General features: G+C 55.1%; 13 protein-coding genes and 2 pseudogenes. 6 read left to right on the top strand and 9 right to left on the bottom strand.

Features of this window, described 5'->3' with window-relative positions:
• Positions 1-3: 3 nt before the first annotated feature.
• Together FGL10_RS11960 and FGL10_RS02575 are read left to right on the top strand one after the other, a co-directional pair.
• Positions 4-162 carry a hypothetical protein gene (locus tag FGL10_RS11960; RefSeq protein WP_155270583.1) on the top strand — a complete coding sequence of 53 codons (159 nt, stop codon included), beginning with the start codon at positions 4-6 and terminating at the stop codon, positions 160-162.
• 100 nt (positions 163-262) lie between these two features.
• Entirely contained in the window at positions 263-538 is a 276-nt protein-coding gene (locus FGL10_RS02575) for a hypothetical protein (protein WP_003707520.1), read from the top strand.
• 145 nt (positions 539-683) lie between these two features.
• Here the strand turns inward: FGL10_RS02575 and FGL10_RS02580 are convergent, their stop codons facing one another.
• The 9 genes from FGL10_RS02580 to FGL10_RS02620 all read right to left on the bottom strand — a co-directional run bounded on the left by FGL10_RS02580 (position 684) and on the right by FGL10_RS02620 (position 13,043).
• Positions 684-1,916, bottom strand: a complete 1,233-nt coding sequence (locus FGL10_RS02580; RefSeq protein ID WP_003707518.1) for a CapA family protein — start codon at positions 1,914-1,916, stop codon at positions 684-686.
• Positions 1,917-1,963: 47 nt separating this feature from the next.
• Complete coding sequence (gene ilvD, locus FGL10_RS02585) at positions 1,964-3,823, bottom strand: dihydroxy-acid dehydratase (protein WP_036469231.1); 1,860 nt, start codon at positions 3,821-3,823, stop codon at positions 1,964-1,966.
• A 171-nt stretch (positions 3,824-3,994) separates the two neighbouring features.
• Positions 3,995-5,764 carry an assimilatory sulfite reductase (NADPH) hemoprotein subunit gene (gene cysI / locus FGL10_RS02590; protein ID WP_036475036.1) on the bottom strand — a complete coding sequence of 590 codons (1,770 nt, stop codon included), beginning with the start codon at positions 5,762-5,764 and terminating at the stop codon, positions 3,995-3,997.
• Between the two features lie 26 nt (positions 5,765-5,790).
• Complete coding sequence (locus tag FGL10_RS02595; protein ID WP_003707511.1) at positions 5,791-7,605, bottom strand: assimilatory sulfite reductase (NADPH) flavoprotein subunit; 1,815 nt, start codon at positions 7,603-7,605, stop codon at positions 5,791-5,793.
• The gene (locus FGL10_RS02600) at positions 7,602-8,888 is read right to left on the bottom strand and encodes a sulfate adenylyltransferase subunit 1 (RefSeq protein ID WP_003707509.1); all 1,287 of its coding nucleotides are present in this window, start codon (positions 8,886-8,888) and stop codon (positions 7,602-7,604) included. The genes FGL10_RS02595 and FGL10_RS02600 overlap by 4 nt, the downstream gene beginning before the upstream one ends.
• 38 nt (positions 8,889-8,926) lie before the next feature.
• On the bottom strand, positions 8,927-9,850 hold the full coding sequence (cysD, locus tag FGL10_RS02605; RefSeq protein WP_003707507.1) for a sulfate adenylyltransferase subunit CysD: 924 nt from the start codon (positions 9,848-9,850) through the stop codon (positions 8,927-8,929).
• Positions 9,851-9,887: 37 nt separating this feature from the next.
• Positions 9,888-10,622 (bottom strand): phosphoadenylyl-sulfate reductase, encoded by a 735-nt coding sequence (locus FGL10_RS02610; protein WP_003707505.1) that lies wholly within the window; start codon positions 10,620-10,622, stop codon positions 9,888-9,890.
• Positions 10,623-10,637: 15 nt separating this feature from the next.
• Positions 10,638-12,089 carry a siroheme synthase CysG gene (cysG, locus tag FGL10_RS02615; RefSeq protein ID WP_003707503.1) on the bottom strand — a complete coding sequence of 484 codons (1,452 nt, stop codon included), beginning with the start codon at positions 12,087-12,089 and terminating at the stop codon, positions 10,638-10,640.
• Positions 12,090-12,386: 297 nt separating this feature from the next.
• Positions 12,387-13,043, bottom strand: a complete 657-nt coding sequence (locus FGL10_RS02620) for a cytochrome b/b6 domain-containing protein (RefSeq protein WP_003707501.1) — start codon at positions 13,041-13,043, stop codon at positions 12,387-12,389.
• Positions 13,044-13,106: 63 nt separating this feature from the next.
• Between FGL10_RS02620 and FGL10_RS02625 the strand changes: the two genes are divergently transcribed.
• The 4 genes and pseudogenes from FGL10_RS02625 to FGL10_RS13085 form a co-directional block, all read left to right on the top strand.
• Complete coding sequence (locus FGL10_RS02625) at positions 13,107-13,997, top strand: NAD(P)H-hydrate dehydratase (RefSeq protein ID WP_036469228.1); 891 nt, start codon at positions 13,107-13,109, stop codon at positions 13,995-13,997.
• A 116-nt stretch (positions 13,998-14,113) separates the two neighbouring features.
• Positions 14,114-15,925: a translational GTPase TypA gene (typA, locus tag FGL10_RS02630; protein ID WP_003707496.1), complete on the top strand. Its 1,812-nt coding sequence runs from the start codon at positions 14,114-14,116 to the stop codon at positions 15,923-15,925.
• Positions 15,926-17,409: 1,484 nt separating this feature from the next.
• Positions 17,410-19,656 (top strand): annotated as a pseudogene (locus FGL10_RS13080) (ADP-ribosyltransferase-containing protein); the annotation flags it as partial.
• A 225-nt stretch (positions 19,657-19,881) separates the two neighbouring features.
• Positions 19,882-24,409 (top strand): annotated as a pseudogene (locus FGL10_RS13085) (PLxRFG domain-containing protein); the annotation flags it as partial.
• Between the last annotated feature and the right edge of the window lie 42 nt (positions 24,410-24,451).

Raw genomic sequence — 24,451 nt, forward strand, 5'->3', positions numbered from 1 at the left:
AAAATGCCGTCTGAAACGCGGATGCCGTCTGAAACCCGGAAAGGTTCGGACGGTATTTGTTCACAGCATTTCCAAAGAATCCTGACGAGCTTCAGACGGCATTTGGAAAAGCCCGACCTGTATCCCTTGCAGTTCGAGCCGGAAGATCGAAAAATGGATTGAAACGATAGTAAAAGACAGGCACTATCGTGTTTGTATCGCTGCCGCCGCATTGGATTGGCGGTCGGCTTTAGAGATGGAGCTTATGGGAATTTGACAGGTTATGCCGGAAAAAATTATCGACTTTCTGATGTTTCTTGACGAACGCCTCCCCTTTGTCAAAAACCGATGGGGGACTTTATTGATGTCGTTGCCGTTTACGCTCCTGCTGCTGATTACCGACGGTAAAACTATCCATATGCTGCTGTCGGAAACATCTTGGGGCGTATGGGCTGTATGCTTCGTATTGGCATTTATATGGTTTTTCTGTCGAACAGACCATTGGTTGAGGTTTTTACCGTATATCTGTATTGCTAAAATTGCTGTTTCATTCTTGTAGCGGCACGGGCGGAGCGGAAAAAGCCTCGGGGATTAAAGTCGATTATTGATGATTGCAAAAATGCCGTCTGAAACTTGAATGCCGTCTGAAACCCGAAAAAAGGCTTTCAGACGGCATTTGTTCGGACGGCATTTCCAATATCTCTTTACCGGCGCGTGATGCTGCCGTCGGGCGAGACATCTAGTCCGTTCCCGTTGGGGAAGTCGCTGTGGTTCAGATAAATAATCCGCTCAATAACGGTTTTTTCAGGGTCGATTTTGGGAATTTTGTCGCCAGCTTGAGTGATGGGGATAATGTTGCCGGAAACGAACCGCCCCTGTTTGTCGGTGATGATTTTGAAAATGGGGGCGATGCCGCTGATGCCGGAGGTGTTGATTGCGCCGTAGGTGGCAAAGTTGCCGCTGCTGTAAGAGATGAAGCGGTCGCGGTAAAGTTCGACGGCGCGTGTAACGTGCGGCCCCTGCCCGAATACGACATCCGCGCCGGAATCGACGGCAAGCCGCGCAAACTCGACGACGTTGCCCCTGTTTTCCCCATAGAACATTTCGGTATCGAACGGCAGGTGTTCCGCCTGTTTCCCTTCCGCGCCGCCGTGGAACATCACAATAACGATGTCGGCTTTCTGTTTGGTTTTCCGAATCAGTTTTCTAACTTTGGCGTAATCGTTCAGTTTGACGGCGGCAAGGTTGGGGGCGAAGGAGACGAAGCCGTATCTCACGCCGTTTTTCTTCAGGATGGCGGTTTCAAACCTGTTTTCGATGCCCGAATATTTGATGTTCAATTCGTCAAGGTTGCCTGCCGTTGCCGTGATGCCTTGTGCACCAAAGTCGTTGCTATGGTTGTTGGCGAGGCTGAGGTAGTCGAATCCCGCATCGGCAAGGTATTGCCCGTATGCGGAGGGCGTTTGGAATGCATAGCATATTTGGGGGTTTGCACATTTTTTCGGCGTACCGCCTTCGTCAAACAGCGTGCCTTCGAGGTTGCCGACGGTAATGTCCGCATCTTGCAAGACGGATTCGATGTTTTTCAGGATATTGGTATCGGGCAGGTAATCGACCGGATAATTGCTGCCGAGCATAATGTCGCCGACCCCGATGATGGAAACAGTATCGGCTGCCTTTCCATCAGGCGTATCCTGTCCGTCCGCATCGCCGGTGTTTGAAACGGGCGCGTGGTTTGAACTGTCAATCGGCAGCACGGGGGATTCCGTTCCGGCAGGATGCGCCGAGGGCTTGACCCCGGCGGTTTGCGGTGCGGAAACGGCATAAGGGGCGGCCGGCAGCGGCTCTTTCACATATTCGAGCGCGGTAAAACCGCTGCCGATAACGAGGGCCAAAATTGCGGAAAATACCGCCATCGCCCAGATAAATTTGTCCATAATCAGACCTTTACTGTTCAGACGGCATTTGCCGCACGTTTTGGGGCTTATCTCTCGATTTGCGATACGTCGCGCACCGCGCCTTTGTCGGCGGAAGTCGCCATCGCGCCGTAAGCCCTTAATGCGGCGGAGACGTAGCGATCGCGGTTTTCCGGTTTCCACGCTTTGCTGCCGCGTGCTTCCATTTCGGTACGGCGTGCGGCAAGCTCTTCATCGGAAATGACAAGGCGGATGCTGCGGTTGGGAATGTCGATTTCGATGGTGTCGCCTTCGTGTACCAAACCGATTGCGCCGCCTTCCGCCGCTTCAGGCGAGGCGTGGCCGATGGAGAGGCCTGATGTGCCGCCGGAGAAGCGTCCGTCGGTTAAGAGGGCGCAGGCTTTGCCCAAGCCTTTGGATTTCAGGTAGGAAGTCGGGTACAGCATTTCTTGCATACCGGGGCCGCCTTTCGGGCCTTCGTAGCGGATGATGACGATATCGCCAGCCACGATTTGGTTGCCCAAAATGCCTTCGACGGCGGCTTCTTGGCTTTCAAACACGCGGGCGCGGCCGGTAAATTTGAGGATGCTCTCGTCCACGCCTGCGGTTTTTACCACGCAGCCGCGCTCGGCGATATTGCCGAACAAGACCGCCAAACCGCCGTCTTGCGAGTAGGCGTGTTCGACATCGCGGATACAGCCTTTTTCGCGATCGAGGTCGAGGGTTTTCCACATGCGGTTTTGCGAGAACGCTTGGGTGGTGCGTACGCCGCCGGGTGCGGCTTTGAAGCGTTCGATGGCGCGGGTGTTTTCGGGATTGGTTACGTCCCATTGTTCAATCGCGTCTTTCAGGGTCGGCGCGTGGATGGTGTGCACGTCGGTGTGCAGCTTGCCCGCTTTGTCCAATTCTTTCAGGATGGCGAAGATGCCGCCCGCGCGGTGCACGTCTTCCATATAGTAGTCGTGGTTGTTGGGCGCGGTTTTGCAGATGCAGGGCACGACGCGGCTTAAGCGGTCGATGTCGGCCATTTTGAAATCCACACCCGCTTCGTTGGCAACGGCGAGTAAATGCAGGATGGTGTTGGTAGAGCCGCCCATCGCAATGTCCATCGTCATAGCGTTTTCAAATGCTTTTTTGGTGGCAATGCTGCGCGGCAGTACGGTTTCGTCGTCTTGCTCGTAATAGCGTTTGGTGATTTCGACAATCATACGTCCAGCTTCGAGGAACAATTCTTTGCGGCCGGCGTGGGTCGCCAAATACGAACCGTTGCCGGGCAGGGACAGACCGAGCGCTTCGGTCAGGCAGTTCATCGAATTTGCCGTAAACATACCCGAACACGAACCGCAGGTCGGGCAGGCGTTTTGTTCGACTTCCTCGACTTGCCGGTTGCTGATATTGTCGTCCGCCGATTCAATCATCGCGTCAATCAAGTCCAAACGGCGTTCGGGTTGGATGTTTGCCACGCCGATAACTTTGCCCGCTTCCATCGGGCCGCCGGAAACGAAGATGGTCGGGATATTCAGACGCATGGCGGCAATCAGCATACCCGGGGTGATTTTGTCGCAGTTGGAAATGCACACCAGCGCGTCGGCGCAGTGGGCGTTGACCATATATTCGATGGAGTCGGCAATCAGATCGCGGCTGGGCAGGGAGTAGAGCATACCGCTGTGTCCCATAGCGATGCCGTCGTCGATGGCGATGGTGTTGAATTCTTTGGCGATTGCACCGGCTTTTTCAATCTCGCGGGCAACCAGCTGGCCCATATTGTGCAGGTGGACATGGCCGGGCACGAATTGGGTGAACGAGTTGGCAACGGCGATGATGGGCTTGCCGAAGTCGGTTTCCATCACGCCGGTGGCGCGCCACAATGCGCGCGCGCCCGCCATATTGCGGCCGTGGGTGGAGGTTTTGGAGCGGTAGTCCGGCATAGTGTGTTTCCTTGTCTGCTATGCCGTCTGAACGGCAAAAGGCGTTCAGACGGCATTTTTGTTGTGTTTTGAAATGAAAAAAAAGATATTTTATACCAAGTATCGGAATTTTGCGGGATTGAAACGGCGTGCGGCAAAAAAGAAAATCCCCGCAGGAATGCGGGGACGGGTTCAGGCGCGGGCAATCGCGACGGCTTTGGATGCGTCCCAAAAATCAACAGGTGCATTTAATACGGGTTTGACGATGCCCGTCCGTATGGCGAAATCGCCGAAACCTTCGTCGGTATCGCGTCCCGCCGCCCATTTGCCGATCAGGTCGTCTAATTCGGAAAGGATTTCCGGCAGGGTAATATTTTCTTTGTAGAGGCGGGGGATGCGTACGCCTTCGCGGTCGCCGCCGATGTGGAGGTTGTAGCGTCCGACGGCTTTGCCGACCAGTCCGATTTCCGCCAACATCGCCCGTCCGCAGCCGTTCGGGCAGCCGGTAATGCGGGTAACGATGTAGTCGTCCGACGTGCCGTGTTTCGCCATAATTTTATCCAGCTCGCCGATGAAGTCCGGCAGCACGCGTTCGGCTTCCGCCATTGCCAGCGGGCAGGTCGGGAAGGAAACGCACGACATCGCATTTTCGCGCAGCTTGCTGATACCGTCGCGTATCAGCCCGTATGAGCGGGCGAGCTGTTCGATCCGGGCTTTTTCTCCTTCGGGCACATTTGCCACGATGAGGTTTTGGTTGGCGGTGATGCGGAAATCGCCTTTGTGGATTTTGGCGATTTCCAACACGCCGGTCAGAAGCTGTTTCCCGCCTTCGTCAACCAAACGCCCGCTTTCGATGAAAAGGGTCAAATGCCAGTTGCCGTCTATGCCTTTCACCCAGCCGATGCGGTCGCCGCGCCCGGTAAATTTGAACGGGCGTATGGGTTCGAACGGCATACCCATACGGCGTTCGACTTCCGCGCGGAAGTTGTCCAAGCCCATATTTTGAATGGTGTAGCGGGTGCGGGCGTTTTTGCGGTCGCTGCGGTTGCCGAAGTCGCGCTGCGTGGTTACCACCGCTTCGGCGGCCTTCAGCGCGTGTTCCGGAGGCACGAAACCCAGTTCCAGTGAAATGTTCGGATAGGTTTTGGTGTTGCCGTGTTCCATCGAAAGCCCGCCGCCTGCCAAAACATTGAAGCCGGCAAGCTGTCCGTTACCGTCTGAAACGGCGACGAAATCCAAATCGTTGCCGTAGCAGTCCACATCATTTAAGGGCGGAATGACGACTGCGGTTTTGAATTTGCGCGGCAGATAGGTTTTGCCTAAAATCGGCTCGTCTTCTTGAAGGAAGTCGTCGGAACTTTGAACTTTTTTGCCGTCCACCCAAACATCCAGATAACCGCGCGTGCGCGGCAATAGGTGTTCGGAAATTTTTTTTGCGTATTCGTAAGCCTGTTGGTGGAGTGCCGACTCGATGGGATTGGAGGTGCAAAGCACGTTGCGGTTCATATCCGCCGCCGTGGCGATGGAATCCAAACCCAGTTTGTGCAAGAGGCGGTGCATTGTCTGCAACTTGGTTTTCGGCACGCCGTGAAATTGGAAGGTTTGCCGGTTGGTCAGCCGGATGGATCGGTAATAACTGTTTTCGCGGGCAAATTTGTCCAGTTCTATCCATTGGGACGGTTTGATGATCCCGCCCGGCAGCCGGCAGCGCAAAAGCATAAATTTCAAGGGCTCGAGTTTTGCCTCGGCGCGTTCGGCGCGGATGTCGCGGTCGTCCTGCTCATACATACCGTGGAAGCGGATGAGTTGGAAGTTGTCGCCTTTGAAGCCGCCCGTGAGCGGGTCTTTCAAATCGTCCAAAATCGTGCCGCGTAAAAAATTGCTTTCGGTTTTCAGGCGTTCGTTGTTGGATAGCGGTTTTTCTTGCCACGCCAAACCTTTTGTCTTGGTCTGTACGGTCATTTTGTGTTCCTTCCGATTTCATTTAATCAATAAACATCACGCTGATAGCGTTTTTCTTCACGCAGCGTATTTAAATATTCTTCTGCGTCGTCCCGGTTTAAATGTCCTGCTTGAATAATCACATCCAATAAGGCGGCTTCGACATCTTTTGCCATTTTTGCCGCATCGCCGCACACATAAACATATGCGCCCTCCTGCAACCATTGCCAAAGCTCTGCCGCCTGTTCGCGGATTTTGTGCTGCACATAGATTTTTTCTTCCTGATCGCGGGACCAGGCGAAATCGTATTTATGCAGGAAACCCTCTTTGGCAAACTGCTGCCATTCGGTTTGATAGAGAAAATCACGGGCAAAATGCGGATTGCCGAAAAACAGCCAGTTTTTGCCTGTTGCATTTTCTGTGGCGCGTTGTTGCAAAAAAGCGCGAAACGGTGCAATGCCCGTACCGGAGCCTATCATTACAATGGGTTTGCTTTTGTCTTCGGGCAGTCTGAAGCCGTCGTTGCGCTCCACAAATACACGCACCGTGCCGTCTTCTTCGACGCAATCGGCAAGAAAACCGGATGCGCCGCCCGTTCTGGCGCGGCCTTCGTGTTCAAAACGAACCACGCCGACAGTTAAATGCACTTCATCGCCCACTTCCGCCTGTGCTGAAGAAATCGAATACAAACGGGGCGCAAGCGGACGCAGTAAACGGATGAATTGTTCTGCCGTCAGGCTTGCCGGGAAGCGGTGCAGCACATCGGCAATCGGCGTGCTTTGCACAAAGCCTTGCAAAACGGCGTTGTCGGCAGCAATACGGTCGAGTTCGTCATCATCGGCGAACGCGGCATAGCCTTTGACGAAAGCCGGGGTGTTTTGCGTGAGTTCGAAATGAGATGAAAGTGCGCGCGCAACCGGCATCATCTTTCCGCCTGCCTGTATTTCCGTTGCCGGATCGATGCCGAGCAGGTCTAAGATTTCCCCGACCAGTGCCGGATCGTTGTCAAACCAAACGCCGAGCGCGTCGCCTGCCTGATAGCTTAAATCCGAACCGCTCAAATCAAGTTCGATGTGGCGCACGTCTTTATCGGATTGGCGGGCGGTGATTTTCTGATTGACCAGCAGGGCGGCGGGAAAGGGGGCTGCCTTGCAGTACCTGCCCTCCGATGCCGTCTGAAGGCCGGCGGGGGGCGTTGCCTGCGGCGCGGGCGTTGCCCGGTTTTTTGCGGCTTCTTCTTTTAAGAGTGCGGCGATATTATCTGTCCAGGCGTTTGCGGAGGCGGTAAAGTCCAAATCCGCATCAACGCGTTCGAGCAGCCGTTTTGCGCCCAATTCTTCAAAACGCCGGTCGAAATCTTTACCTGCCTGACAGAAATTCGGATAGGAGCTGTCGCCCAAGCCCAGTACGGCAAATTGGAGTTTGTCCAATTTCGGGGCTTTTTTGCCGTTCAGCAGTTTGTGCAGCACGACGGCTTCTTCCGGCGGTTCGCCTTCGCCCTGGGTGGACGTAACCAGCAGCAGGCGGCGTTCGTCTGCGATGTTTTTCGCCTTGTAGTCTTTCAGTTCGGCGCGCCTGACTTGTATGCCGGCGGCTTTCAGGCTGTCCGCCGCTTTGTCGGCAACGGATTTCGCATTGCCGGTTTGCGAGGCGGAAAGGACGGTAACGGAAAAGGGTTCTGCCGCCGGCAATGCCGTCTGAAGCGCGGGCAGCCCTGCGGATGCCCCGTTTCCTGCTTTTGCCCAAGCGTAGCCGGACAGCCACGCCCATTGTGCCGCGTCCAGCCCCGACAGGAGCTGCGTGATTTCGGGCGGCAGAGGCGGTAATGGCGGATTTGTGTTCTGCATATCGTGTTCACTCATAAAATCATACCTGCCGCAACAGTGCCGTATGTCGCTTCGTCTATCAGGATAAACGAACCGGCGGCGGTGTTTTCCGCATAAGGCGTTGCCGTAACGGGTTTTTGAAGGTTGATGCGGACTTTGGCGATGTCGTTCATCTTCAAGGATTCCGCGCCGGCCTCTTGTTCCAGCGTGCGGACATCCAAAACGCTTTCAATTTCCCCGACTTTTGCCGGCACGGTTTGCGTGCCGTGCTTGAGCAGGTATTTGCGCGCGGTGTTGAGCGGACGTTCGTCAAACCAGCAAAGCGTGGCTTCCAGATGTTTTTGCGGGGCGAGCGGGGAATTTTTATCGACAAAAAGGTCGCCGCGCGAAACATCGATGTCGCGGTCCAGCCGGAGGGTTGCCGCCTCGCCGGCAAAAGCCTGCGCCACTTCCCCTTTCGGCGTGATGATTTCGGACACTTCGGCGGTCAGCCCGTTCGGTTCGATGCGGACGGTTTGCCCGACGGCGACCGAACCGCGTTCGATGCGCCCCTGATAGCCTCGGAAATCATCGGCCTTGTCGGCATCTTGGCGGACGACCAGTTGCACGGGGAAATAAAAATCGTCGGCGGTGCGGCTGACTTCGTCCTCCCCCGGCAGGTTTTCCAAAATGGACAATAAGGGTTCGCCTTTATACCAAGGCATATTGCCGCCGGGGTAAACGATGTTGTCGCCCAAGAGTGCGGACACCGGTACGAAATGCACGTCTTTCAAACCGAGCTGTTCGGCAAGTCGGCGGTATGCCTCCACAATGGCGTTGAATTTGTCTTCGCTGTAATCCAGCAGATCCATTTTGTTGACCGCCACCACAATATGCGGGCAGTTGAGTTGGCGGAGGATGGCGGAATGGCGTTTGGTCTGCGGCAGAAGCTGCAAGGGCTGCGCGCCGAAATCCAGTTGGGATGCGTCAACCAGTACGACTGCCGCCGAAGCGGTGCTTGCGCCCGTAACCATATTGCGCGTGTATTGTTCGTGCCCCGGCGTGTCGGCGATGATGAATTTCCGTTTCGCCGTGGAAAAATAGCGGTATGCCACATCGATCGTAATGCCCTGTTCGCGTTCGGCTTCCAGTCCGTCGGTCAGGATGGAGAAGTCTATGGCTTCTTTCAAACCTTTGCTTTTGCCGGATTCCAAGGTTTTGATTTGGTCGGACAGCAGGGCTTTGCTGTCGTAGAGCAGTCGTCCGATTAGGGTGCTTTTGCCGTCATCGACGCTGCCGGCGGTAATGAAGCGGAGCGGGGTCTGGTGTTGTGCCGTCATATTTTCTTCCTCATATCTGCTTAAAGGGTTCTTGAAATTTAGAAATAGCCTTCTTTTTTGCGTTTTTCCATTGCCGCCTCGCTTGCCTGATCGTCCAGCCGGGTCGCGCTGCGTTCGGAAATGTCGGCAACCGCTGTTTCTCTGATAATCTCCGTCGGCGTGGACGCGGTGCTTTCTACCGGGCAGGTGCAGCTGATGTCGCCGACGGTGCGGAAGCGGACATCAAGGATTTCGGAGGTTTCAGACGGCATTTTCGGGGTGAGCAGCGTTACGGGGACCAGCAGCCCCCTGCGTCTGACCACTTCGCGCCTGTGGCTGTAATAAATCGGCGGCAGCTCGAGGTTTTCGCGGGCGATGTATTGCCAGATGTCGAGTTCCGTCCAGTTGGAAATCGGGAAGACGCGCATATTTTCGCCTTTGTGCAGCTTGGTGTTGTACAGCGACCACAGCTCGGGGCGTTGCGCCTTCGGATCCCATTGTCCGAACTCGTCGCGGAACGAGAAAATCCGTTCTTTGGCGCGGGCTTTTTCTTCGTCGCGCCGCGCGCCGCCCATCAGTGCGTCAAAGCCGTTTGCCTCGATGGTTTCCAACAGCGTAACCGCCTGCGCCGCATTGCGCGAATCGGTTTCTTTGCGTAAAACTACTGTGCCTTTGGCGATGGAGTCTTCCACGCGCCCCACTATCAGGCGGGCATTGAGTTTTGCCGCCTGCGCGTCGCGGAAGGCAATCACTTCGGGATAATTGTGTCCTGTGTCGATATGCACCAGCGGGAAGGGCAGTTTTACCGGCCGGCTGCCCAGCCGGAAGGCTTTGCAGGCGAGGGCGAGTAGAACCACGGAATCTTTGCCGCCGGAAAAGAGCAGGGCGGGGTTTTCGCATTCTGCCGCCACTTCGCGGATAATGTGGATGGATTCGGATTCCAACCAGTTGAGTTGGGCGTTGTTCGGTTCGGTTTTCGTCATACGATATTCCTTATTTCCTCTGTTTGATCCTTATGAATTATTTGTGCAGCCCGCATTCTTTGCTGTTTTTATCTTCCCACCACCACCGCCCGGCGCGGATGTCTTCGCCGGCCTTGACGGGACGGGTGCAGGGGTCGCAGCCTATACTGGGAAAGCCTTGCCGGTACAAATCGTTGTAAGGCACATTGTTGGCAAGGATGTATGCCCACACGTCGTGTTCCGACCAGTCGAAAATCGGGTTGTATTTATCGATGCCCCGTCCGGCATCATATTCGGCAAACGGCAGTTCCGTGCGTGTGGCGGACTGTTCGCGGCGTTGCCCGGTAAGCCAAGCATCCGCCCCGGCAATGGCGCGGTCGAGCGGTTCGGTTTTTCGGATGCGGCAGCATTCGCGGCGCGCTTCTACGCTGTCGTAAAAGGCAAACCTGCCTTTGCTTTCTACATAATGCAGGGCATCTTCCCATATCGGTTGGAAACGCTTGATTTGCATATGCGGATAAACACGTTCAATCCTATCCAACAGATTTAAAGTTTCCGCGTGCAGCAGCCCCGTATCCAAAGTAAAAATACCGATATTGAGGTTTTCTCCGGCGATAAGGTCGGTAATTACCATATCTTCCGCAGCAAGGCTGCTGGCAAACCGTGCATCCCGGTGGCTGCTGGCAATCCGGTGCAGGCGTTGTTTGAGGGTTTCCGTTTTTTCCGCCAAAGCCGTTTCACTGCCATTTTCAATCGGCGGAATTTTCCATAAAGCAGGTTTGAAAATTTTCATTTTATCCGCCTTGCTTTATGCGGCTTGTTGTTCTTGTCCGGTGCCCAGTCCGTCCAATGCAAAATACGCGTGTTCGGCCGGATTGCTTGCTTTTTTGGCGTTTTCGCCGAACCAAGCCAGTTTTTCGTGCAGTTCCACCACTTCGCCCACAACAATTAAAGCCGGCTTCGGCGCGTTTTCGGCGAGGCGGGCGAGGTTGGCGAGCGTGCCGATTGCCGTTGATTGCGTTGATTGCGTGCCGTGGCTGATGACGGCGGCAGGCGTGTCGGGCGGGCGGCCGTATTGTTGCAGCCGTTCGGCAATCAGCGCGGCTTTGAGCGTGCCCATATAAATCACCAAGGTTTGGCGGCTGCGGGCAAGCGTCTGCCATTCGATATCGGGCGCATCCGCCTTGCGGTGGCCGGTAACGAAAACCGCACTTTGGGCATAATCGCGGTGCGTGAGCGGGATGCCGGCGTAAGCCGTCGCACCGATGGCGGCGGTAATGCCGGGCACAACCGAAAACGGAATGTGGTGGCGAGCCAGCACTTCCAATTCTTCGCCGCCGCGTCCGAACACAAAAGAATCTCCGCCTTTCAAACGCACCACGCGTTTGCCCTCGCGGGCCAGTTTGATCAAAAGCGCATTGGTTTCTTCTTGTGCAATGCAGCCGCCTTGCGCGCGCTTGCCGACAAAAATCCGTTCCGCATCGCGGCGGACGAGGGACAGTATGCCGTCTGAAACCAGCGCGTCGTAAAGCACCACGTCTGCCTGTTGGATTTCCTGCAGCCCTTTGAGCGTCAGCAACCCCGCATCGCCGGGGCCCGCACCGACCAAAGACACAAAACCGCCTTGATAATTTTGTTCCAACTGCTTTGCCAACTCCTGTTCGGCTTGGGCGGTTTGTTGATTTTTAACGAGGGCGGCAAAACGGCCGTTGAACTGCTTTTCCCAAAAACGGCGGCGTTCGGTAACGGATTTCAGTTTGGCTTTGACCGCATCGCGCCATCTTCCGGAGATTTCCGCCATATCGCCCAAAGAATGAGGCAGCAGGGCTTCCAGTTTTTCACGCAGCAAACGAGCGAGGACGGGCGCGCTGCCCGAACTGGAAACGGCAATTTGAATCGGATTGCGATTGATAATCGAAGGAAAAATAAAACTGCAATAATCGCGATCGTCCACCACGTTGACCGGTTTTTGGCAGCTTTCGGCAAGCTGGAAAACGCGCCGGTTGAGGGCTTGGTCGCTGCTTGCCGCAATGATGAGGAAAACTGTGCTGATGTGTTCGGCACGAAATTCTTCGGCAAGCCACAGGATTTTGTTTTCTGCCGCCAGCGCACTTAATTCAGCATTCAACTGATTTGCAACAACCCTGACTTGCGCGCCGGCATCCAGCAACAGGCTGATTTTGCGCGCGGCGACCGAACCGCCGCCTACGACCAATACGGGGCGGCCGGCGAGGTTGGCGAAAATGGGGAAATAATTCACTGGCGAACTCCTTTGCTGTTTGCCCGCACCTTGTTTCCGATATGGTGCGTCGCGGTATTTTTGTCGGAACGCGAGTCATTTTAGACAAAAGGATTTCCCCGGTTAAATAATAAAAAGGTATTTGTTAGAAGCTGAAAGCTATATGGGGGCGGCTGCGGATACGGCGGTTTTCCGTTTTATAACGGTTTCGGAAGAAAAACGGCCTGAAGCCGTTTCGGGCATTCAGACCGTTTGCGTGGTGAGGGGAATGCCGTCTGAAAGGCAGAAAAGGGCTTCAGACGGCATAATGTCCAAATTTCAGGAAAGGAATAAAATGGCGGCTGCGGCAAGTGCGGCAACCGATAATGCGGCGGCAAGCGCGGCTTTGCCTGCAAAGCGGATTGAGGTTTTGCCTTCGATGTATTTGAAGCCGGTTATCATCGGGAGGACGAGGTTTTTCTTTTTGAACACGCGGTATGCGGCGACGGCGGCGATGTGGACTGCGGAAAAAACGGCGAGCAGCTTGAAAAAGTTGAGGTGGATTTTCCGCATAAGGCTGCCCGTATGTTCGGAAACCAAATGGTTGAGGTAGCCGTTGGTGCTGAAGGTGTTTTCATCGGCGGCAAAAAGCCCCGTGCCGACTTGAAATGAGACGGCGGCCAGAAGCGCGACGACCATCAGTGCGCCCAAGGGATTGTGTCCGGGTTGGAGGTGTTCGGGAATGCCGTTTTTCAGATAGCCGCGTATGCCTGCCCAGCCTTGGACGAAATGGGAAAAACGTGCGGTATCGCTGCCCCAAATGCCCCAGCAGATGCGGAATACGAGCAGGAAAAGGACGAGCAGCCCGACGCGCGTGTGCCATTGCAGCATATCGCCGCCGGCTTTCGCGCTATACCACATAAAGGGCAGGGATGCGGCAAGCAGCCAGTGGAAAAGGCGGGTGGGGAGGTCCCAGACTTTGGTTTTGTTTTTCATAATCGGTTTCCGGCGGTAGAATCGGTTTGTTTTCGAGCCTTATTTTAACCGATTGGAGGGGTAATGTTTCCCGTTTTTCATCTTTCAGGCGAGAGCCGCCGCCGGATGCTTCAGACGGCATTGCGTTTTCCCCATATTTTCAAAGCCCGTGCGGAAGATTCGCACAAAGGGACTTTTGGCACGCTGGCGGTTGTCGGCGGGGCTGCGGGTATGAGCGGCGCGCCCATATTGGCGGCATCGGCGGCGATGTATCTCGGCTGCGGCAAGGTGTGGGCGGGTTTCAATCAGGAAACGCTGCCTTTCGCCGTCATTGCCGGTTTTTCCGAAATTATGTTGGACACGGCAGACGGTTTGACCAAGCGTCAAGGCATAAACGCTTGGACGGCAGGTTGCGGCTTGGGTACGGATAAGGCGGCGGTCGGAACGCTTGCCGGAATTTTGGCGGAACACACGGACAAGCCCGTCCTTTTGGATGCGGACGCGCTGAACATATTATCAACCGATGCCGAAACCCGAAATCTGGCGCGTGGGTGTAAAAACCTGATTTTAACGCCGCACCCCGCCGAAGCCGCGCGCCTGCTTGGAACGACGGTTGCACAGGTTCAGGCGGATCGGACGGCGGCAGTGAGGAAGATAGGGGCAATTTTCGGCGCAACCGTGGTTTTAAAGGGACACAAAACACTGGTTGCCGCGCCCGATACGGAAATCTATGCCAACCATAGCGGCAACGCGGGGCTGGCAACGGCGGGAAGCGGAGATGTGTTGGGCGGTATGATCGGAAGTTTGCTTGCACAAGGCGTGAAACCGTTTGAAGCGGCGTGTGCCGGCGTTTGGCTGCACGGTGCGGCGGCGGATGTCATAAAAGAATCGGCAGGCATTGCGGCGGGGCTGTTGGCGGGCGAAATCGCCCCTGCGGCAAGGTGGTTGCGCAACTGGATAACTGAAAGTATGTAAGAAGATGCCGTCTGAAAGGCAAGGGCTTCAGACGGCATCTTCATTTCCCAAATACTGTCCGGTAAAGCGTGGTATAATGCGCAGTTATCTCTTACAGTTTTTGAAAAACATTAATTATGAAACAAATCCGCAACATCGCCATTATCGCCCACGTCGACCACGGCAAAACCACATTGGTCGACCAACTGCTGCGCCAATCCGGCACATTCCGCGCCAACCAGCAGGTTGACGAGCGCGTGATGGACAGCAACGACCTCGAAAAAGAACGCGGCATCACCATCCTCGCCAAAAACACCGCCATCGATTACGAAGGCTACCACATCAATATCGTCGACACGCCGGGACACGCCGATTTCGGCGGCGAGGTGGAGCGCGTTTTGGGGATGGTGGACTGCGTCGTCCTGCTGGTGGACGCGCAAGAAGGTCCGATGCCGCAAACCCGTTTTGTAACTAAAAAAGCCTTGGCTTTGGGACTGAAACCGATCGTCGTCATCAATAAAATCGACAAACCGTCCGCCCGTCCGAGCTGGGTCATCGACCAAACTTTCGAACTCTTCGACAACTTGGGCGCGACCGACGAACAGTTGGATTTCCCGATTGTTTACGCTTCCGGCCTGTCCGGTTTCGCCAAACTGGAAGAAACCGACGAGAGCAGCGATATGCGCCCGCTGTTCGACACCATCCTAAAATACACGCCTGCACCGAGCGGCAGCGCGGACGAGCCGCTGCAACTGCAAATTTCCCAACTCGACTACGACAACTACACCGGCCGCCTCGGTATCGGCCGCATCCTGAACGGACGCATCAAACCCGGCCAAACCGTTGCCGTGATGAACCACGATCAGCAAATCGCCCAAGGCCGCATCAACCAACTTTTGGGTTTCAAAGGTTTGGAACGTGTGCCGCTTGAAGAAGCCGAAGCCGGCGACATCGTGATTATTTCCGGTATCGAAGACATCGGCATCGGCGTAACCATCACCGATAAAGATAACCCCAAAGGCCTGCCGATGTTGAGCGTAGACGAACCGACGCTGACGATGGACTTTATGGTCAACACCAGCCCGCTGGCGGGCACGGAAGGCAAATTCGTAACCAGCCGCCAAATCCGCGACCGCCTGCAAAAAGAACTGCTGACCAACGTCGCCCTGCGCGTGGAAGATACCGCCGATGCCGATGTGTTCCGCGTATCCGGGCGCGGCGAGCTGCACCTGACCATTTTGTTGGAAAATATGCGCCGCGAAGGCTACGAACTCGCCGTCGGCAAACCGCGCGTCGTATACCGCGACATCGACGGTCAAAAATGCGAACCTTATGAAAACCTGACCGTGGACGTACCCGACGACAACCAGGGCGCGGTAATGGAAGAACTCGGCCGCCGCCGTGGCGAACTGACCAATATGGAAAGCGACGGCAACGGACGTACCCGCCTCGAATACCATATTCCCGCGCGCGGCTTAATCGGTTTCCAAGGCGAATTTATGACCCTGACGCGCGGTGTCGGGCTGATGAGCCACGTGTTCGACGACTATGCACCCGTGAAACCCGATATGCCCGGCCGCCACAACGGCGTGCTGGTGTCCCAAGAGCAGGGCGAGGCGGTTGCTTACGCCTTGTGGAACTTAGAAGACCGCGGCCGTATGTTCGTATCGCCCAACGACAAAATCTACGAAGGTATGATTATCGGCATCCACAGCCGCGACAACGATTTGGTGGTCAATCCGCTCAAAGGCAAAAAACTCACCAACATCCGCGCTAGCGGTACCGACGAAGCGGTGCGCCTGACTACGCCGATCAAACTGACGCTGGAAGGCGCGGTCGAGTTTATCGACGATGACGAGCTGGTAGAAATTACGCCGCAATCCATCCGCCTGCGTAAACGCTACCTGAGCGAATTGGAACGCCGCCGTCATTTTAAAAAGCTGGATTGATGTTTAAATGATGAGCTAATGCCGTCTGAAAGTGTTTCAGACGGCATTTTTTTATTCGGGCGGGCTTTGCATCGGTATCCGGTGTTTTTTGAACTATTTATGCGTCAGGGCAGTTGTATGGAGGCAGGCGTGTGTCAGCGGGGCATTTTAATATAGTGGATTAACAAAAATCAGGACAAGGCGACGAAGCCGCAGACAGTACAAATAGTACGGAACCGATTCACTTGGTGCTTCAGCACCTTAGAGAATCGTTCTCTTTGAGCCAAGGCGAGGCAACGCCGTACCGGTTTTTGTTAATCCACTATATTTCTTGAAACAAAGGTCTGTGGCTCACAAGCCGGTTTGCCATTTCCTTCTCATTGTCTTCCCCATCGTCAAACTCAGCCGTACCGAAGGCATCCGGACATTAGGTAATACTCCTTATTTTCCCGCTTCAAGCCAAGGGATAAGAAAACCAAGGAGCGCAGCCGCCGTTGCGGGCGGAAAGAGAAGACGAGGGTTTGACGCAGGGTGCGCCACGGGATATGCGCGGACATTATCCTGAGGGTTTGGCGGAATCGGTCAGGGCTGTACGCGCTTACCGTGCGGAACATCCGGAATCGGCGGATGTGTTGGACAGGCTTAACCGTGCGGTTTACGGTTACCGCCGCAACAACGGTTGGAACGTGCCGCTGTTGAGCCGTGAGGGGGAGCGTTTGCAAGGGGTTCGGACGGCGTTGCCGGATGATGGCGCGTCTGAGGCTGTTGTTGGCGGCGGCAGGGGTTTACCCCGGGCTTTACCCATGGAAGATAAGGGTTTGGCGCAGGATGTGCAGCAGGATGTGCGACAGGGTTTGACCCAAGGCGGCAGGGGTTTGACCCCTGATGCGGGGGCTGATGCAAATGCGGCTGCCTTGCAGGGTTTGCCCGCATCCGCCGCCGTTGCGTCCGGTAATGCGCCAACCCATCATCAAAACTTACAGGTTCGGACACGCGCGGAAGGTGCCGCGCCCGGTCTTCCCGCGTCTGAAAACCTTGCCGGAACGGACGGCGGGAAACGTGCGCCTGTTGCGGGCAAACGCCCCGATACGGTGTTGCCGGTGCTGAATCCGCAGGTTGCGGAATCGGCAGTCAAGGTATCGCCTAAGAAACGGATGGCGGATGCGGCGGCGGATTTCACGCGCCGTTTGGCGGCGGACAGGCGCAAGCTGGAAAAGGCGGGTGTGCCTTTGGGGGACGGCGAATACCGTTTCGAGCATACGAACCGTAAGCATATTGATGCGCTTGCGGGTGTGCTGGACAGGCTGGGCAAAGGCGGGATGTTGGAGGAGTTTGCCGATATGGCCGGTTCTTCCCATTCTGACGGCCTTGTCTTCGACAGCCGCCGTTATTTGAAGGGGCGGGAGGCGGAAACCTTGCAGGCGGGCGGTTTGTTGGAAGCCGTGCCGTCCAAGTCGGGTTGGGATTATCGTCTGACGCAGGAAGGAAGGGCGTTGGCCAAAGTGATGGCGCGGTCGCGCGATGCCGCCGCCGACGGCAAACCGGCGGGCAGGGCGCAGTCTGCCCGGGCAAAAGACGCGCCTGTTGCAGGCAAGGCGGCTGTTGCAAAAAATGCAACAACTGAAAAGCCGTCTTCGGATAAGGCTGCCGAACCTGAAACGCTTGTGAAAACGGCTTTGGACAATCCGCAAGAGGCACGACGCAAGGCGCGGGTCTTGCAGGGAGAGCCTGTTTATACCGTGAAAGAGCGTACCGCGCCCAGGGAAAACAAGGCGTTGCGCGAGTGGGCGGTCGCGCTGTTCGATAAGGCGGGCAATAAGGCGGTCAATCCTGAAATCGGGGAGGTGGCGTTAACGGCAAAATCTGTCAAAGATTCTTTGGCGCACGGCATCAGTCCTGAAAAGGCATCGGCATTTGAAGCTGTGCCTTATGTGGTTGAAAAAGGTGCTGTGATTGTTCGGACACGGCACGGACGCGTAAGCAGTTATTTCATCAGCGCGCCTGTCGAGATTGAAGGCAAACAAGACATTGTGACCGTTTTGGTGCATCACGATGTAAATAAAAAACGGATGTACCTGCACAGCGTGACGACAAAAGAAAATCTCCTGAAGACAGCTCTTGCCGGATATGACGGCGATTCCACCGCTGACGCTGAAGCGTCCGAGCCGCGTGGGAAACTGTATTCAGGAGACATCGCCAGTGTACTGAAAAAACTCTTGGAATACAAGACGGAAACGGGTAAAGGCGTATCTGTCGGTAAAAAACAGCAGAAACGGCAGGCTGAATCTGAAGCAGGGGGTGTGCCGTCTGAAGCACAACCAAAGAGCGGCAAGGATTATTTCGGCTTATCGCTTTATGAATCAGGTCAGGATTATAAAGGAATAAGTGAGGCGCATTATCGGAAGTTTGTTGCAGAACTGTCCAAATTGGACGGATGGCGGGTCAATAACAGGAAGTATGGAAAGCTTGAGTTTCGTGTCGATGGCGAGGAGGTTGTTTTTTTACGGCGGCTGGAAAGCCTGTACAGTGAACATGCGGTTATAGGTTTTTCTGTTTACAACAGCAGACTGGTTGAAAAGAAATTTGATGAAATTGAATTTGTTTTCAACCCTTCCGAGCCTCCGAAAGAGACGGCAGAGAGGTTGAACCGTTTTATCCGTTCAATATATCCCGTGTCGGAAGCGTCGGTACAAGTTGAATCAAATCCTGAGTCTGAAGCCGATACGCACCGCACGCCGGAATCTGTTCGAGCCTTCTCCGTAACCCTGCCTAAGTTGCAACAGAAACGCGCCGTGGAACATTTGACGGCTGACGCGCTTTTGGACGGCGGCGCGAAGTATCCGCAATTGAACGGAAGGACAACGAAGGCGGGGCAGGTGGAGAAAACCTTGTCCGCAGGTTTTGTGCCGTATGAGGAAATACGGGAGCAGACGGCGCGTATGGGAAAAGAGCGGGACAAAATGTTCTTCAAGTTGCACCGCGAGGCATACGGCGAAGATTCATCTTTCGATTATGACAACAGCGACGATGCGAAGCTGAAGGCGCAAACGGATGAGGCGTTGCGGGAGAAGCATCCGCCTAAAACTGTTTACCTGATGAAGCACAAGCAGTCGGGTGATGCGCTGCCGATTACGAAAACGCAGTTCGATTATGCGGTGTATCTTGAGAATATGCCGTCTGAAGGGCTAAGGTTCAGCCGTTCGGCCAAGAAAACCGACGGCGGGCATTCCGGCAGCTTTGAGGAAACGGCGCGACGCTACGGCGGCGAGGCGGCGTACAGGCAGGCGGAAAAGGATGGGAAAACGGTATTGTCCTACCGCCGGTGGGTGCAGGTTCGCACGCCTGAATTTAAGGCTTGGTTCGGGGATTGGGAGAATGATCCCGACAATGCGTCCAAGGTTGTGAATCCGAAAACGGGCGAGCCGTTGGTGGTGTATCACTACACGGAGGAGCAGTTTGATACATTTAATCTGAATAAGGCGCGGCAAAGTTCCGATATTCCCGCTTTCTTCTTTACCACAGACCCTGAGATGGGGATGGAGTACGGAAGTCATGAAATGCAGGTGTTTTTGAATATTAGGAATCCTGCAGACAAACCTGTCATTTCCAGCGGGAAGGACGGTAAGGCTTTAAGGGAAGGGCTTGTACAAAATGGTTTTGACGGGACTGTCGTAGATGATTCGTATGACGGGCATTTGAGCATTGAGTATGCGGCATTGCGCCCCAACCAAATCAAATCGGCAACCGGCAATACGGGCGCGTTTGATTCGGGTAATGACGATATCCGTTTCAGCCTCAACGAATCGCCTGATTCTGCTTTTGTGCGGGCGGTGGACGATGTAACGGGTGGAAAAGTGCCGGCAGGCTTTATCAGTCTCGGCACTACGCCCGATGTATGGAAGCTGGTGGGCCTGCCTGACGGGAAAGTCCGTATTTCCGGCGGTGTGATCGATAAGGCGATGAACGGCAAACACTCTGTTACGGCGGAAGCGTTGAAAGATTTGCCGCGCCATTTGAACAGTCCGATTGCGGTATTCAAATCGTCTGCTTCTTCGAGTAATCCTGACGGCTATGTGGTATTGACGGAGCTTGTGGAGCGTGAGAAAGGCAAGGACAAGTCGATTATCGCCGCCTTGAATTTAGGCAGGGCGAAAAACGGTTTGGAACTGTTGGATATTTCGAGTGTGTACGGACGTAACAACGGTCAGCTTACCCGTGCGTTCAATCAGGATTTGTTGTATTTGGACAAGGCAAAAGACCGACATTTCCTGACTACCCGTCCGCTTCAATTGCATTGGGATATTACGTCAGATACCGACCTTGTTAAGCGCAATATTAAAACCGATTCCGATTTGGCGCAATACTCATCCGCGAAAAAACAGGTTCCTGTTGACAAGGCGCAACGAATGGCGCGGCAACACGCCGAAAGCATCAAAAAACGCCTTGCCGAAAGTATAGGCGGACTGGCGGAACAGGTGGATGTCGCCGCCGTGTCGGAAACTGCACCGGACAAGGCGCAGATGCTGTTGTCGGAGCGTGTGGAGGGCTGGTTTGACGGCAGGACGGGCAAAATTACGCTGGTGGCGGAAAACCTTACGCCCGAACGTGCGGTATGGGCGGCGTGGCACGAGCTGGGGCACAGGGGCTTTGCGGCGGAAGGTTTTGCCAAGTACCGTGAAGAATTGGAACGTGCGGACGGCAACAGCCTGATTCGGCGTATTGCGGATGCGGTACAGGAAGAGCGCGAAGGTAGGGGCGATGCGGCGGCTTCGGTGCGGTCTGCCGCGGTGGAAGAGGCAATCGTGGAGCTTTATGCGGCGCAGCGTACCGGCGATTGGTCGGGCATTGAAAACCGTTACGGCGTGAAGGTCGGCAACGGTTTGAAACGCGGTATTGCGGGCGTGCTGGCGCGTATCGGCGCGGTATTGCGCCGTGTGCTGCAACGGCTGACGGGTAAGGCTGACGGTGCGATGTCGGACGCGGATGTGTTTGCGATGCTGGCGGATTTGCACGGGAATGCGGAAGGGGCGCGGGATGCGGTTTCGGACGGTGTGAAGCCTAGCAGGAGCGCGATGAAGGATATGGACGCGAATATCCGGCGCGGACGGGCGGCGATGAATCGGGCGTTGGTGGAAAAGGCGGATGTGCGCCGTGCGATGTACCGCAACGACATCGGTTGGATTGATTTCGTTTGGGGCAGTACGGGCAGGGTTTTGCCAAACGGCAAGACTAAGGGCGCGATGGGCTTGGCGCACGTGATTGAAAGCCGTATGCGCAAAGACGGGATGAGCCGTGATGAAGTTGTGGGGATGCTGACTAATGATATTGTTGAAGCTATCGCACGAGGCAAGGTTTACAAACACGTTGTTAACGGTAATTCCGAACGTTTGCAGCTACGGCACAACGGTTACGAAACGAACCTTATTAAAAATGCCGGAAACAACGCTTGGTTGATTACCGGCTATGAGCTGTATCAGAACGATGCCGACGGGGTAGGATTTGATACCTCCGCCGCTACGCACACCACGCCTACACCTGCGCGTCGTGATGTGGGAGCGTCTGATACGCCTAATGTACGCGCGAAGGATGAATCTGTCAATACGGCGGACGGCACACGCTTCAGCAGGGCGGCGGAACGTTCCAAGTCGGAAAGCCTTGAGAAGCTGCGCCGTGCGGAAACCATCCGCATTTCGGGCAGGGAGATTGAGGCGGGTGATGATTTGCGCCAGTATCGTCGCCGTGCAATGGAGTATGGGAAATCGTTGCGCGGGTCTTATGTGAATAAAGACACGGGGCGTGAAATTTCACTCGGACGGGCGGGTATAACGGAGGTGTTGCATCACGATGTCAGCAACCCTGAACATTTGCAAAGCATAGCCGCCATCCCGCAGATTATCGAGAAGTCGATTTATATCGATACTTTGCCGAATGAAGACAAAGCCAAAAATCCCGATATTCAAGAGTATGAATATTATGTTGCAGGCTTGAATATCGGCGGGACTGATTACACGGTAAAAGCGGCAATCGCCGTTGCGACAACAGGCGATAAATACTATGACCATAAATTGACGAGAATAGAAAAAGGCGACCTTTTGGAAATGACCTCTCGCTTATCAGGTGCGGAGATTTCCAATCAATCGCCTTTATCGGGTATTGATGATAAACGCCTGTTGCAGATTTTGCAAGATAAAGATGCGGGCAAGGGCGGCATTGCCGATTTCGATACGGAGGCGGTGCGTTTTTCCCGTGCGGCGAACATCGGGGCTGCAATCAGTCATATAACGGGTAAAAAATCCGATTTGAGAAACGCGCTGAAAGACCGCTGGGATGCTTCCAAGGGGATTCAGCAGGCGGCAGATCGAGGATATTTACGGCGGCAGTTTGGACGGCCTGAAGGAATACGGGCGTTTGTCGGAACTCTTCGGCGCGGATGCGAACAAGGCGGTTACGGAGGCGGACAAGGTTGTCAGGGAATGGGGCAGGTTGAAGAAGGAGGATGCGAAAGCGCTTGCGGATCTGATGCACGATGCGACGCTGGCGAAGGTTGATGCCGACCCGCTGATGCGTGTGGATGCTCAGAAGCGTTTGGACGGTATCCGGACGGCTTTGGATATTGCGGACGGTAAAATCGGGAAGGCGAAGGCGGTCATTGCTTCTGCCGATGCGCGTATCGCCCGTGCGGATGCTGCCTACAATAAGGCTTCGGAGGCGGCGAAGAAGGCTCAGTCGGCTTTGCTTGCCGCTGAGGAGAAGGCCGGACGTGAGATTTTGGCGGATGAGGCGGATATGCGCCTGCGCCGTCTGTTTTATGCGGATTCGGAGGCGAAGCGGGCGTTGAGGCACGCCGAGGCGGATGTGATGGCGGAAAGCCGGGCTAAAACGGATGCGGTACAGATGTTGAAGCAGGCGCGCGCGGATGTGAAGCGTTTGGAAAAGGATGAGGTTGAGGCGCAAAAGGCTTTGGAGGGGCTTGCTTTGTTGAACCGCCGTTTTGCCAAGCTGCCTGATGCGGCGCAGAAGGTGTACCGCAAGGCGCGGGATGATTATAGGGCGCATTTCGGGCAGGTGCGCGATGCGATTGCCGAGCGGTTGGCGCGTTCGGGGCAGGATGCGGAAATTGTGCGCCGTCTGAAGGAGCGTTTTGATAATGAGCTGGGCGGTGTGTATTTCCCTTTGGCGCGTTTTGGCGATTATCTGGTGGTGGTCAAGGATGCGGACGGGAATAATGTGAATGTGTCCCGCGCGGAAACTTTGAGCGAGACGGAAAAACTGCGCGATGCGCTGAAGGCTGATTTCGGGGCGGGGTTTAAGGTTTCGCCTGTGATGAAGTCTAGGGATTATATTCAAAGCCGTGATGCGGTCGGCAGCGGTTTTATGAAGGAGCTGGGCGAGGCTGTCGGTATGTTGGATTTGGACCCTGCGCAACAGGCTCAATTGAACGATACGCTGACGCAGCTTTATTTGAACTCCCTGCCTGATACGTCTTGGGCGAAACACGGTATCCACCGTAAGGGTGTGCCGGGCTTCAGTGATGATGCGAGACGTGCATATGCGCAGAATATGGGCAGCGGTGCGAATTATCTGGCGAAGTTGCGCTATGCGGACCGTATGGCGGAACAGTTGGATGTGATGCAGGATTTTGTGGACGGGCGCAAATATGAGGAGGGTTTCAACCAGCGTCAGTTGCAGCGTGTGGCGGATGAGATGAGGAAACGCCACGAGGCGGTGATGAATCCGAATCCTTCCAAGCTGGCTCAGGCTTTAACGGGCTTCGGCTTTTTGTGGATGATGGGGATGTCGCCTGCTTCGGCGATTGTGAACCTGTCGCAGACGGCGATGGTGGCTTATCCGGTGATGGCGGCGAAGTGGGGTTATGCCGATGCGGCGCGGGAATTGTTGCGGGCTTCAAAACAGATCGGGCTGAGGGTCGGGGAGAAGTTCAATACGATTGAAGACAGTTTGAACGAGGATGAGAAGGCGGCGTTCCAAAAGGCGGTGGATTATGGTGTGATTGATTTGTCGCAGGCGCATGATCTGGCGGGTGTGGCAAACGGAGACCCGGGATTGGCGGGGTCGGCTTGGCAGAAGGTGATGGATAAGGCGAGCTGGTTGTTCCATCATGCGGAGAAGTTTAACCGCCAGGTTACGTTTGTTGCGGCCTACCGTTTGGCGAAACAGGCGGGGGCGGACAGTGATACGGCTTTCGAACAGGCGAAAAAGGCGACGTATGACGGGCACTTTGATTATGCGGCACAAAACCGTCCGCGCTTTATGATGGGCAATGTGGCGAAGGTGGTCTTTCTGTTTAAGCAGTATTCGCAGAATATCCTGTATGCGCTGGGGCGTAATGCTTATCTTGCGTTTAAGGGCGATAAGGAGGCGCGTAAGACGCTGGCGGGGCTGTTGGTTTCGCATGCGATGGCTTCGGGCATCTTGGGGCTGCCGTTTGTGTCTACGTTGCTTGCGGTGGCTTCGATGTTGGGCAGTGATGACGATGATCCGTGGATTCCGTCAGCGACCTGCTGCACAGCTTCTCCCTGTCCGGCA

The sequence above is a fragment of the Neisseria lactamica genome, assembly GCF_901482445.1.
In the GTDB taxonomy this organism is placed as follows: Bacteria; Pseudomonadota; Gammaproteobacteria; order Burkholderiales; family Neisseriaceae; genus Neisseria; species Neisseria lactamica.